Raw genomic sequence first — 12,675 nt, forward strand, 5'->3', positions numbered from 1 at the left:
AAAAAGGCGAACCTCTTCAGGTTCACCTTTTTCAAAAACAAATTACAGCGCTTGAACTGCCGTAATCAGCGCAAGATTATAAACGTCTTCAGCGTTGCATCCTCTGGAGAGGTCGTTTACAGGCATGTTCAGCCCTTGCAGAATCGGACCGACCGCTTCGAAGTTGCCGAGGCGCTGAGCGATTTTATAGCCGATGTTCCCCGCTTCAAGGCTTGGGAAAACAAATACGTTTGCATCACCTTTAATGACGGAGTCCGGCGCTTTTTTCTCGGCGACAGACGGAACGAATGCCGCATCAAATTGGAATTCGCCGTCCAGTGTAAGCTCAGGCGCTTTTTCTTTGGCGATCGCAACCGCATTGGCTACCTTTTCAGTTTCGTCTGATTTTGCAGAGCCTTTTGTTGAAAAGCTGAGCATGGCGACACGAGGGTCAATGTTGAACATTTTCGCTGTGTTCGCACTTTCGATTGCAATTTCCGCAAGGTCCTGACTGTCAGGCGCAATATTGATCGCACAGTCTGCAAATACATACTGCTCATCGCCGCGCGCCATGATAAACACGCCGGAAGTTTTCTTCACGCCTTCTTTTGTTTTAATAATTTGCAGCGCAGGGCGAACCGTATCCGCTGTTGAATGAGCCGCACCGCTGACAAGACCGTCGGCAAGCCCTTTATAAACAAGCATCGTTCCAAAATAGTTCTCATCTAAAAGGATTTGGCGGGCCTGTTCTTCCGTCGCTTTTCCTTTGCGGCGTTCAACGAAAGCCTGAACAAGGTCTTCCATTCCTTCGTATGTATGAGGATCGTATATGTCAACGCCATCCAGCGTCAAATTCAACCCGTTCGCTTTATCTTTGATTTCCTGCTCGTTTCCCACAAGGATCGGCTTTAATACGTTGTTTCCGGCCAAATCGTTGACAGCTTTGAGAATGCGCTCGTCCATACCTTCCGGAAATACGATTTTAACTCCTTTTCCTGCTACTTTTTCCTGCACTGTTGTAAATAGATCTGCCACTATATACCCTCCTTGAAAGTGTCACAAATACTTCATTTCTCTATTAAGCATACTCTTTTGTGATATAAATTCAATCCTTCTGTATTTTATTATAATGCTTTCACTTTTTAAACGCTTTTTTTAAATTAATTTAAGTGCGGCAGGGTTTAAACACTTCTATTAGTATATAACAGCCTTTCCCAGTTATACGACAGATCGTCACCTTTGTTCAAATCTTCTAAACGGATAAAACGCGGCAAACTATGATATGATGAAGGCAAGTACATACAAATTGGGAGTGATTGCAAAATGAGCGAACAGCAAAAAACGAACGAAGCCGCCCAAACGCTTGACGGCTGGTATGCCCTTCACGATTTCCGGACAATGGACTGGTCCGCATGGAAAATGCTTTCAAGCGATGAGCGCCAGATCATTATTAGCGAATTTACAGGTCTTCTCGAAAAATGGGGAGCTGCTCAAAAAGAAGGAAACGGAAGCCACACGCTATACAGCATCGTCGGCCAAAAAGCGGACTTCATGCTGATGATTTTGCGTCCTACGATGGAGGAATTAAATCAAATTGAACTTGAGTTCAATAAATCCAAACTCGCTGAATACACGATACCTGCTTATTCATACGTATCCGTTGTCGAGCTGAGCAACTATATGGGAAGCGGCGAGGGAGACCCTTACGAAAATCCGCAAGTGCGTGCGCGCCTGTACCCTGAGCTCCCGAACGCCAAATATGTCTGCTTCTATCCGATGGATAAAAGAAGATCGGGCGATGACAACTGGTACATGCTGTCTATGGAAGAGAGAAGAAGCTTGATGCGCAGCCACGGGATGATCGGCCGCGGCTATGCGGGCAAAGTGAAACAGATTATTACCGGCTCAATCGGATTTGACGATTATGAGTGGGGTGTCACGCTCTTTTCAGATGATGTGCTCCAGTTCAAAAAGCTCGTCTATGAAATGCGCTTCGATGAAGTAAGCGCCCGGTACGGTGAATTCGGTTCATTCTTTGTCGGCAACCGCCTCGCAAATGAACAGCTGCCTGCATTTTTGCATGTGTAATGATAAAAAGCTCCAAAGACCTCGGTCTTTGGAGCTTTTTTTCCTATTACTTGCAGTTACACGGCTGTGTAGGCGGAGTCGCCCTTTTTTGCACCTCGATTGAAGATTCGGCATAGAAAGTCGATCCGAGCCCCAGCACTCTGTTCTCCGCCCGGAATGTATACTTTCCTGCGGCAGGCAGCGTTTTGTTTGCCAGCACAAGCTTAAACTCCGCAATACCCAACAGATCAATTGTAAGCGGCAGCCTTACCGTTTTTCCGTTATTCAAAATTTGCCCTGTAGTCAACGCTCTTCCGTTCACGGTATCTTTCGTTGTTGCGGAAAATCCCGACGGCAATGTAAATTCAACCGTTCCCAGCGCCAGGATTGAATTCGGACGATACGTCAGCTCAATATCCGAGAACGACCACTCCTGTTTGCTGGCACCTGTTATAGTCGCATACAAGGAAGCGTTCGCAGCCGGGCGGTAGACAGATTCAGTTTTGGTTGTTTGAGCGCTAGCCTGGAACGAAGGCAGAAAAATCGAAACCATCATCACGAGACTAACCGCCAAGATTGACAATTTAGAACGATACATTCTTTTCAACACAGCAATTCCCCCTAGTCATCATTTTTTTCATCATTCGTCATGACGAAAGCGTACAAGAAAGGCAACATCAAGCAACGCCTTCTTCCCAAAGCGCCGGCACTTTGGTGATTTCTATTAAAAACTACCATTTTTTCAACAGGTAGTAAATGTTTTCCATGTCATATTTTTAAAATAAATGCAAAATAATAGAATTTAACCAGGCGTTGCTCCTCTTGATTTTCTTCGCTGTTCTTTAGTAAAGGACAAAAGACCCGTCCGCATTCCTTCTCTTCATTCTCCTGATTTTTGTTGACAAACGGTGTATCTGGCTGTACATTATTGACATTATTGAAACATGACCATCTGCGTTTAAATTTGAAATCACCTTGCTTTTTCTCCATTCATGTTTTGACTGAATGGATGAAGAAAGGAACGAAAAAATGCCTAAATTGGTTTCTTCAAATCTTGTAAAAGGTAAGATCATCAATATTAGTCCGCCGCAGACGCTGGCGCTCAGTTTCTTGATTATCATTGCCATCGGCGCCTGTTTATTGAAGCTGCCCGGCGCATCCACTACTTACATCTCATGGGTGGATGCTTTATTCACGGCCACCTCTGCAACTACGGTAACGGGGCTTGTTGTTGTCGATACAGGGGCAGATTTTACGGTTTTCGGACAAACAGTTATTATGTGCCTGATTCAAATCGGCGGACTCGGCTTAATGACGTTTGCCGTTCTCGTCATCATGATGATCGGCAAAAAAATCGGCCTGCAGCAGCGGATTCTCGTTCAAGAAGCATTTAACCAGACTTCTTTAGGCGGACTTGTCCGCCTGGTCAAGCATTTGTTTATTTTCACCATTGTCATAGAATTTGTGGCATTTTTGATCCTTTCGATCAGATGGGTTCCTGAATACGGTTTGCAAAAAGGCTTGTTTCATAGTTTGTTTAACACGATTTCAGCCTTTAACAATGCGGGGTTCTCCCTGTGGCCGGACAACTTGTCTCAATATGTGGGCGACCCGATTGTCAACATTGTCATCACAGGCCTTTTCATTACAGGGGGTATCGGCTTTACCGTTCTGCTGGATTTATGGACAAAGCGAAACTTCCGGACATTATCGCTGCATTCCAAGCTCATGATCGTTGGAACATTGATCATCAATACGACAGCCGCCTTGCTGATTTTTATTTTGGAATACTCGAATCCAGGTACGCTCGGCGGACTGCCTTTAGCCGACAAAATGTGGGGCGCTTACTTCCAGGGTGTGACACCGAGAACTGCCGGATTCAATACGCTTGATATCGCCCAGATGACAACGCCGTCCCTCCTGTTAACCATCGTTTTGATGTTTATCGGAGCCGGAAGCGCGTCAACAGGAAGCGGAATTAAACTGACAACGTTTATCGTGATGATCTTGGCGACGATCACCTTTTTAAGGGGAAAAAGCGAGACGGTTGTGTTCAAAAGGGCGATTAAAATGAAAACCATTTTAAGAGCTTTGGCCATCATTGTGATCAGTTTTTTATTCGTGCTTTTCGCATTATTTATATTGACGATCACAGAGAATGCTCCATTTTTGGAAATCGTCTTTGAAGTATTTTCCGCTTTTGGAACGGTCGGCCTGTCGATGGGACTGACACCTGATTTAACGACCGCAGGCAAAGCGGTTATCATGATGATGATGTTTATCGGCCGCGTCGGGCCTCTCACTATGGCGTTTACGCTGGCCAAGCCGAAGAAGGCGCCGATCCGCCATCCTGAAGATGAAGTGATCACAGGTTAATATGCAGAAAGACCGCTCTTTTCACGAGCGGTCTTTTTGTTTTTCTCTTTCCAACATGATGTGTCGTCATATTCCATCCCGCCCGTTCATACTGTAAAAGGGATGGGAAATATTGATCTATCATCTTGAGTCTTTTACAGCCGGATCGTCTTCATAGCAGCACTTTATCATTCCTCATGTATGGACGGTAGGCATGACTTTGACACAATGAAATGAGGAGGAACGAGATGAAATTTAAAAAAAATCAGATTCAGCCGCTTCAGGAGCTTGAAATGCCGGATTTCCGGCAGCAAATGGGGCCCAACCCTTATCCGCAGATGGGGCAGATGGGGCAGATGGGGCAGATGGGGCAAATGTACCAGCAGCATGGACAGCAGCCTTTCACCCAAACGGGGGGGCAGCAATCGTATCAGCAGCCCGGCCCACAGCTGTTCCAGCCGCAGCCGGCAGGAGTCCAGGTCCCTCCGATGCCTTCAGCACAGCAGACTTCACCGAGTATCCCCGGCATGCTGCCGCTTGAGCAATCCTACATTGAAAATATTTTGCGGCTCAATCGCGGAAAAGTGGCAACCGTATATATGACATTTGAAAACAATCCGGAATGGAATGCGAAAGTCTTTCGGGGAGAAATTGAAGCAGCCGGCCGCGACCACATTATTTTAAGCGACAGAAAAACAGGCACACGCTATTTGCTGCTGATGGTGTATCTTGACTATATTACGTTTGATGAGCCGATCACTTATGATTATCCGTATTCAATGGCCTCATATACCCCAAGATAAAGGTTCGGTTTCATTAAAACCGAACCCTTTTTTTATAGATATTAAGCAAAGTTTCTCACATCATTATTACGTTTGAATTTGTAAATAACGATGAGGAAAAAGACAGCAGCGAAAGCAAACAGGATCATGATATTCAAATACAGACCTTGAAGCTGCTGTCCCTCCTGCAATTTTGCCAGCGTATCCAGCACCCACCGCTGCGGAAGAAAGTCCGCGATACGCTGTGCGAAAGACGGCATGATTTCAATCGGCCAAAAACATCCGGACAGCATGATCGTCGGCATAAATATTAAATTTCGCAATACCCCGGATGACTTGGAGCTATTTGCAAAGACGACGGTGATCAGCGCCAGGCCGACCGCGCTTAGCGCAAAAATCAACAGCACCGCTGCCATCTCCCAAAATGAGATGCCAGTCTCCATCCGGAACACATATTTCACCATTATCAATGTTAAAAAGATTTGGCATGCGATGACAGACATACTGACGGCCACATTGGACATAACGTACTGTCTTGCCGTTATCGGTGTGGTCAAAAGCCTGAAATACGTTCTGTTCTCTTTTTCCTTCACTAACAGTTCGGTCAAGCTTCCCGCTGAAAAAAGCATCGCCATCAGAAGAAAACCGACCGTTCGCTCCGTCATGTTTCTATTTTTCGCCGTGTCTTCAACCGTATATGTTTTGACACCCGTTTCAGAACTCCGGTAATTTTTATACATTTCCTCAAAACGCTTTTCATTCCCCTGCGCCGATTTGCCGATTGCGGCGATATTATCAATGTAATGATAAACATACGATTTCACAAACCCGGTGATTTCAGCGCCTTTGACAGATGCAATGGCGATATGAGCCGGTTCTCCGCTCTGCACGCTTTGAGAAAAGCCTTGTTCAAACGTAATGACGCAATCAAGCTCCCCTGACGCAATTTGACTTTTCCCTTCTGCCTCACTGACCGCGCTGATGTTGACATTCTCGATCCCCTTCAAAAAATCCTTAGTATCTTCGGCGATTCGTCCGCCGTCATGATTGATAATTCCGACGCGCAAATCTGTCTTGTCCATGCTTCCCTCTGTTAAAAGCGATACGAATATGCCTAGCAAGGGCAGACATACGAACAGAAAGATATTGATCTTCTTTTTGAAGGTGACATTCAGTGTGTTTTTGACAAGCCATAGCATTTCTTTCATCTTACAGCCCCTCCCTTCTCTGCAATGAGACAACGGCAATCAGCAGAAATAACAGGGATAAACCGATGTTCAGCAAGATTACGGGCAGCCCCGCCGCTAGATCGTCCGCAAATATAATGTTCATAATAGCTTCGTTCGTCCATGTGAGCGGAGACAGGTCTTTGATCAAAGCTAAAACACCTTCCGCACCCTCGACAGGAAAATAAGCGCCTCCGAAAAATGCAACCAGCGGAATCAACACGTTAATGATCGCCACTGCCGCTTCCCCCGTTCTCGTCAAATAACTGACGCCAAGGCCGAGGCATACGGCAAACAATACGATGCTGAACAGCACGGCCGCCACAAGGGCGAGATGATCTCCCCAGTACGCTTTAAATACGTATTTGCTGAATATGACGACGGCAAAAATACACAATCCGTTTGTCACAAGATTGCCAATCAGCTTGCCGGCAAAAATCTCGCCTTTTTGAACCGGCGCCGCGATCAGCCGGTCGGCTGTTTTTCCAAGCCGCTCTCCCCTTATTAAATAACTGGCGCTTAGTGCACTGTAAAGCGCGATCAGAGTGGTCATGGTAACCGCGTAATAATCCATGGAGTTGGGCTTTCTGTCTGAGCTGAGAGACGTCTCCTTGATATAATGGTCGCCAGGTATGTCCCCGAGCACGGCACCCGCTTGCTCAGGAGCGGCTTTGATGATCTCTTGTGCGGCATTGTACCGGTTTGCAAACGCGGTCAGCATTCCTTGAATAATGCTGTTTTTCATACTGTTTTTATCCATTTGGTAAAGCTTGATGCCGCTGTTTTCGATCTCAAGGTAAGCATCGTAGTTCCCTTGTTTGATTTCTTGTTTTCCATCCGTATCAGACAATATTTTTTTAAAATGAACTCCGGATGTTTTCGCTTCTTTTGCGAATGTTTTAAAACCTTCCGAAAACGCTCCGTCAGCCTTGTCTTTATACAGAACATGAACCTCGCCGACCGCTGCTGTTTGCTGATCGAAAGCGTTCGTCAGCGCGGTGCCTAAAATCATAATCAGTACAATCGGAAATGCCAGCATAAAAAGGAATGTCCGCTTGTCCCGAAAAGCCGATACAATTTCTTTTTTCGCAATGATGAGTGTATTCAAACCATGGCCCCCTTTCTAATCGCGCAACTGTCTTCCGGTCAAGGTCAGGAACACGGTTTCCAAATTAGGCGCTTTTTCTTCCAATGAACGAATCTCGGCCCCGTTTTTCATCAGCTTCTCAATAATCTGGTTTAAATTATTGACACCTGCATCCGAGTTGATTTTGATCGTATTGTCTTCAAGAGCAGCCGCCTCCACGCCGCTGATCGTTTTCAGTTCGCCGATATCGACATTTTCCGCCGATTTAAGAACGACCTGAATATCTTTCGTGTTGGTAATGATCGATTTCAGCTGCTCCTTCGTTCCTTCGGCGATAATTTTTCCATGATCCACGATGGCGATCCGCGTACAGATCTCTTCAACTTCTTCCATATAATGGCTGGTGTAAATAATCGTGCAGCCCATCGCATTTAACTTTTTGACGGATTCCAAAATATAATTTCTCGAATGCGGATCAATCCCCACCGTTGGTTCATCCATGATGATCAACTTTGGCCTGTGGGCGATCGCGCAGGCGATATTGAGCCTTCTTTTCATTCCGCCTGAAAAATTTTTCGGGAAGCTTTTATGCTTATCGCTTAAACCGACGAACTGCAATGCTTCTTCCACCCGATTGCGCAATTGGGCCCCGCGGAGACCATAGAGTCCGGCGAAAAACTTCACATTTTCATATGCCGTTAAATCCTCGTAAATGGCCAGATCCTGCGGGACAATGCCGATATTCATCTTGGCGAATTTGCGGTGTTTCGCAATGTTTTTTCCGAGAATCAAAATCTCGCCTTCATTGCATCTCAGCAAACTCGAGATCATGTGAATGGTCGTGCTCTTTCCGGCCCCGTTTGCGCCGAGCAATCCAAATATTTCGCCCTCTTCGATCGAGAGTGATATATTGTCGACGGCAACGAAGTCGCCAAATTTTTTTGTTAGATGATGGATTTCCAATACATTCATGTTCTCACCTCATTTTGATTTCATTATAAAAAAAAGATGAATGGTGCGGCAGTGCAGCATTTCATCTTTTTCACATGAGAAAATTCATATTCAATTCATGAAATCATTCATGCTTGGGCAGCAAGGTGGTGACAGAGAAGCCGTTCGAACCGTCAACAATCACCTTTCCGTTAACAGAAGCGGCCCGTTCCTCCATCCCGATGATCCCCATCCCTTTCTTGATTTTCTGCCGCCCTTTTCCATTGTCTTTCACTTCGGCTTTAATGAGTGTATTCAGCACATGAATATAGATGGATACATGTGTCGCTTCTGCATATTTCACCGAGTTTGTCAGTGCTTCGGTGATATTTTCAAACATAATCTTCCACTGAATTTGAGAAATAACATCCAAATCGCCTTTATGCAAAAATGAAATATTCATATGATACCGCGCCGAACATTCATCGATAAACAGCTTCAATCTATGGATACCCATCTGTTCTGAGGGCGGCTTGACGCTTTTTAACGTCAATCTGATATTTTCGATCCCGTCCTTGGAGATGTTAATCGCGTTTTGCAGGAGCTCGGAAGCTTTTTCCTTGTCTATGTCAAGGACGCGCTTCGCCGCTTCGAGCTGAATCAGCGCTCCTGTCATGGAATGGCCGATTTTATCGTGTATTTCCTGGGAAAGCCGGTTCCGCTCCTCAAGCTTATACGTATATTCGGATTGTCTGATAAACTCTTTGTTTTCCCGCAGCATGTTTGTTACCTTCTCCAGGTCTCTTCTCGTTTGATCGATATGATGTTCAAGCTTTTCAATCCGCGCTGCATCTTGGCTTGCCGCCCAGTACAGCAAAAATTGAAAAGCGGCTGTCAACGCGTAGACCGCTGAGATGCTTTCATTGATAAACAAAACCGGAACGATTGAAGCGGCAAGTACCATCCACTTCGGCAGCCCGAAATTAGCTGCTCCTTCATACAGGCTAAAAGGAAGAAATAAAATAAATAGGGGGTGCACCTCGGCATAAGAAAAAATTGAAATGATGACAGACATAATAATAAAAAGCTTTTTTATTTTTCCTTCAGATAAAATTGAAATCCCGAGGTTGATACAGGCGTAAACAAGAATGCTGAACACAAGCCACGGCAGATTGTCAATTTCCGAAGAAACGCATTGATAGATGATAAATCCCAGCAAAATCAGTTTGCCGGTCAAAATCCGCAATTCCATGGTGATCCCCCAGATTAAAAGTTAACTTTTCCAGTTAAATAATAAATTGCGATTTGCGTCCGGTGTTCAAGCCCTGTTTTCCCCAAAATCGAGGAAATATAATTGGCAATCGTACCTTCAGAAATAAACAGTTCTTTCGATATTTCTTTATTGGACAGCCCTCTGGCAATCAGGGCCATAATTCCGAGCTCGCGTTCGGTAAACAGGCTTTCGTCTATTTTGGATTCCGCTTCTTTATGCTCCGCCAAATTAGATTTAATCTTGTCGAGGATGATATCCTGCATGACAGTATGGCCGTTGTACACGCTTTTAATTGCGTCTCTAATTCGCTCAGGATCGGCATTTTTCAGCAAATATCCTTTTGCTCCGTTCCGTATGGCAGCGACGATGTATTCGTCATCATCAAACGTTGTTAAAATAAAAGGCTTGGCGCCCGTTTCTGAAATGAGCCGCGCAGCTTCCACTCCATCCATGTTGGGCATGCGGACATCAAGCAGTGCAATATCCACAGCTTGGCCGCGGCAAAATTCGACCGCTTGCAAGCCATCCTCCACCGTCGCCAGCACTTCAAATTCATCATAAGTGCTCAGTATGATTTTCATACCCTCTCTTATGAATGAATTGTCATCCGCAATGATCACTTTAATTTTCATCTTTGAACGGAGACCGGTCCTCCGCCATGCACATCCCTTCTGTCAAAATGCAAAAGCCGGGTCTTTCGCCCTGTTCATAACATTAAATTACCATGAATCAGCCCCTGTTAAAATAAAAAAAAGCCAATCCTTTCAGGAGATTGGCTTTTTAGTAAGCTACAAGTATTTAACAGCTGATACAACAACCATGATCCATGCGGCAATAAACGCCACGCCGCCCAGCGGAGTAATCGCACCGAGGACGCTGATTTGCGTAAGGCTGAGGACATATAAACTTCCTGAAAATAAAACGATTCCGGCAAACATCAGCCAACCTGCCGCAGTTACGCTTCCCGCATCTGTAAGCTTTGACGCGATGAGCGCGACGGCAATTAAACCGAGCGCATGATACATATGATACTGGACGCCGGTCTGCCAGATTTGCAAATATTTCTCGGGAATTTTCCCCTCAAGACCATGAGCTCCGAACGCCCCTAAAGCAACCGCAAGCATCGCATTGACAGCACCTAAAATTAAAAATAATTTCACGATCAAATCGCCCGCCTTTCTTTTATCATCATAGCGCACACGCCTTTAATTTCAACGTTTACACATCTCATGACACGATATTGTCAAATTTCTTTTTCCGTAGCTGCATCTGTTCCGCAGCAATCGCTACAATTGTTCCAAGGACAAGCCCATTGCTTAAAATGGAAACAAAAACAGGATGCATTCCTTCCAAAGCACTTTCAGGTACAAACATGACCCCCACGCCGGCAAGGAGCGCAATCCCGGTAACAAAACGGATGCGGCCTGCCTCGTCCTTTTCATAAGAATCGAATTCGGCAAATGCCAGGCCGACCATCGTTGAAAACACGACGAAGTTCACCGCAAAGCCGACCGGAGACGGCAGGCTGGCAAAAGTATTCATGACCAGCGGGAAAAAGCTGATGACGATCACGATCAAACTCCCGAGCAAAAACGGTTTTTTCGAAGACATTCTCGTCGTTTGAATAAACCCGGCCGCCCCGGATATCGGCACCGTGCCTACAGCTCCGAGCAATCCGCTCAGCAAATGGCTGACGGAGGCGATAAATCCGGCAGGACGTGCCCGCCTCCTCTCCTCCAGCTTCTCAAACTGTCTGACCGCTCCTTCAACCACCCGTATGCTGGCGAGCATATTGACGATTAACAATACTGTAATAAATAGCGAAGTAACGACTAATCCGCTGTCAAACAGCGGCATTCCGAACGGAAAAATATCCGGAAGGCGGAACAGCTGGTTCGCATGCTCAGGCGCCTTCGCCACGCCGAATACGGCAAATAAGACCCAGCCGCCGAAAAGCGCAATTAAAATTGAATATTGCTTGAGAACCGGAATGTTTGACCGGCTCATCAGAAACGTAGCCAGCATGACCACAACCGCCAGCAAAAACACGGGTATATCGACCTCGTTTTTCCGGTAGCCGATCCCCATGACACCTTTAACGATCGGATCGCTAAGCTGGATGACCAGCAGCAGTAAATAAATGCCCGTCACAACAGGAGTAAACATCACAGCCAGCTTATCAATAACTTTAAATAAACTAAAAATAAAGAAGAAAACCGCGCTTAGCAGCATCGCTCCCTGCAGCCCCTGAAGCGTTTCAATATGAGTCGCAAATACGGTCCCTGTAAGACCGGAATAAATCGTGTACACGCCCCACCAGAGGCCGGCCGGACTCTCATTAATCGGCAGGCGGTGTCCCAATAAACATTGGATAAAAGCCGTTGTGCCGAGCACGAAAAAAGTGCTTTGAACCAGCCCAGCGGTCTCTGCCTGGTTCAGCCCGAATGACTGCCCGATTGCAATGGGCACCACGATTGCGGCCGCAATAATAAATGCCGTCCATTGTAAAGCCCCAAAAAGCAGTTTCAAGTTGATCAACCTCTCTTTTTTAAAACAGCCGACGGCGCCTAGAAATCAAAAATAGAATCTCCGTTGCCGTCATCTTCGTGCTTTTGTTTCTCTTGTTTTTTGTATTGTTCAGCACCGGCGCTCCCCATCATTTTTTCTAGCATCAGCTGGTCGCTCGATGGTTTATTGGCCGTTTGAACATAGGGTGAAGACTGGACGGACGGCCGCTGCTGCGGTTCAACAATGACGTCGCAAAGGGAGCGGATAACCGCGATGTGCATTTTCAATTCATTTTCCTGGCTGCATTCCTTTGCTTTTTTCAATTCGTCCTCCATCTTCTGCAGCAAACTTGATATATGTATGTTCATCAAATCGATCCTCCAAACCGTTTTCAGTTTCCATTTCATTTTACCAAATTAACTTCTCCCGTGCCGAATGCACTTTGCAAATATCCATTGCGAAAAATTG

At 45.8% G+C, this 12,675-nt stretch carries 13 protein-coding genes; 3 read left to right on the forward strand and 10 right to left on the reverse strand.

Going from position 1 to position 12,675, the window contains the following annotated elements:
• Positions 1-42: 42 nt before the first annotated feature.
• Positions 43-1,014, reverse strand: coding sequence for a phosphate acetyltransferase (gene pta / locus M1D59_RS20330; protein ID WP_020453322.1), 972 nt, complete (start codon positions 1,012-1,014; stop codon positions 43-45).
• A gap of 288 nt (positions 1,015-1,302) precedes the next feature.
• On the opposite strand from pta, the gene hemQ reads away from it, so the two are divergent.
• On the forward strand, positions 1,303-2,067 hold the full coding sequence (gene hemQ, locus M1D59_RS20335; protein ID WP_020453323.1) for a hydrogen peroxide-dependent heme synthase: 765 nt from the start codon (positions 1,303-1,305) through the stop codon (positions 2,065-2,067).
• Between the two features lie 46 nt (positions 2,068-2,113).
• Here hemQ and bslA read toward each other — a convergent pair whose 3' ends face one another.
• Positions 2,114-2,653 carry a biofilm surface layer hydrophobin BslA gene (bslA, locus tag M1D59_RS20340; protein ID WP_023857033.1) on the reverse strand — a complete coding sequence of 180 codons (540 nt, stop codon included), beginning with the start codon at positions 2,651-2,653 and terminating at the stop codon, positions 2,114-2,116.
• Between the two features lie 422 nt (positions 2,654-3,075).
• Here bslA and M1D59_RS20345 point away from each other — a divergent pair, with 422 nt between their 5' ends.
• On the forward strand, positions 3,076-4,422 hold the full coding sequence (locus M1D59_RS20345) for a TrkH family potassium uptake protein (RefSeq protein ID WP_020453326.1): 1,347 nt from the start codon (positions 3,076-3,078) through the stop codon (positions 4,420-4,422).
• Between the two features lie 227 nt (positions 4,423-4,649).
• Positions 4,650-5,204, forward strand: a complete 555-nt coding sequence (gene gerQ / locus M1D59_RS20350) for a spore coat protein GerQ (RefSeq protein WP_146874629.1) — start codon at positions 4,650-4,652, stop codon at positions 5,202-5,204.
• A 41-nt stretch (positions 5,205-5,245) separates the two neighbouring features.
• Here the strand turns inward: gerQ and M1D59_RS20355 are convergent, their stop codons facing one another.
• From M1D59_RS20355 to M1D59_RS20390, 8 genes are all read right to left on the reverse strand, one after another.
• Positions 5,246-6,391, reverse strand: a complete 1,146-nt coding sequence (locus M1D59_RS20355; RefSeq protein WP_020453328.1) for an ABC transporter permease — start codon at positions 6,389-6,391, stop codon at positions 5,246-5,248.
• A 1-nt stretch (position 6,392) separates the two neighbouring features.
• A complete protein-coding gene (locus M1D59_RS20360) occupies positions 6,393-7,517 on the reverse strand; it encodes an ABC transporter permease (protein ID WP_458117643.1) in 1,125 nt (374 codons plus the stop codon).
• A 15-nt stretch (positions 7,518-7,532) separates the two neighbouring features.
• Positions 7,533-8,468, reverse strand: a complete 936-nt coding sequence (locus M1D59_RS20365) for an ABC transporter ATP-binding protein (RefSeq protein WP_023857031.1) — start codon at positions 8,466-8,468, stop codon at positions 7,533-7,535.
• A gap of 103 nt (positions 8,469-8,571) precedes the next feature.
• Entirely contained in the window at positions 8,572-9,678 is a 1,107-nt protein-coding gene (locus tag M1D59_RS20370; protein ID WP_095291414.1) for a sensor histidine kinase, read from the reverse strand.
• Between the two features lie 14 nt (positions 9,679-9,692).
• The gene (locus tag M1D59_RS20375; protein ID WP_023857029.1) at positions 9,693-10,331 is read right to left on the reverse strand and encodes a response regulator; all 639 of its coding nucleotides are present in this window, start codon (positions 10,329-10,331) and stop codon (positions 9,693-9,695) included.
• A 156-nt stretch (positions 10,332-10,487) separates the two neighbouring features.
• Positions 10,488-10,859, reverse strand: a complete 372-nt coding sequence (locus M1D59_RS20380; RefSeq protein WP_025810614.1) for a DUF423 domain-containing protein — start codon at positions 10,857-10,859, stop codon at positions 10,488-10,490.
• Between the two features lie 67 nt (positions 10,860-10,926).
• Positions 10,927-12,228: a purine/pyrimidine permease gene (locus M1D59_RS20385; RefSeq protein ID WP_023857027.1), complete on the reverse strand. Its 1,302-nt coding sequence runs from the start codon at positions 12,226-12,228 to the stop codon at positions 10,927-10,929.
• Between the two features lie 38 nt (positions 12,229-12,266).
• Positions 12,267-12,575 (reverse strand): YwdI family protein, encoded by a 309-nt coding sequence (locus M1D59_RS20390; RefSeq protein ID WP_023857026.1) that lies wholly within the window; start codon positions 12,573-12,575, stop codon positions 12,267-12,269.
• Between the last annotated feature and the right edge of the window lie 100 nt (positions 12,576-12,675).

The sequence above is a fragment of the Bacillus sp. PK6-026 genome (genome assembly GCF_054161455.1).

Excerpts from the sequence above, each read along its gene's own strand:
- M1D59_RS20365 (WP_023857031.1), bottom strand. The coding sequence starts at position 8,468 with ATGAATGTATTGGAAATCCATCATCTAACAAAAAAATTTGGCGACTTC.
- M1D59_RS20345 (WP_020453326.1), top strand. The coding sequence starts at position 3,076 with ATGCCTAAATTGGTTTCTTCAAATCTTGTAAAAGGTAAGATCATCAAT.
- M1D59_RS20355 (WP_020453328.1), bottom strand. The coding sequence starts at position 6,391 with ATGAAAGAAATGCTATGGCTTGTCAAAAACACACTGAATGTCACCTTC.
- M1D59_RS20375 (WP_023857029.1), bottom strand. The coding sequence starts at position 10,331 with ATGAAAATTAAAGTGATCATTGCGGATGACAATTCATTCATAAGAGAG.
- M1D59_RS20390 (WP_023857026.1), bottom strand. The coding sequence starts at position 12,575 with ATGAACATACATATATCAAGTTTGCTGCAGAAGATGGAGGACGAATTG.
- M1D59_RS20370 (WP_095291414.1), bottom strand. The coding sequence starts at position 9,678 with ATGGAATTGCGGATTTTGACCGGCAAACTGATTTTGCTGGGATTTATC.
- hemQ (WP_020453323.1), top strand. The coding sequence starts at position 1,303 with ATGAGCGAACAGCAAAAAACGAACGAAGCCGCCCAAACGCTTGACGGC.
- gerQ (WP_146874629.1), top strand. The coding sequence starts at position 4,650 with ATGAAATTTAAAAAAAATCAGATTCAGCCGCTTCAGGAGCTTGAAATG.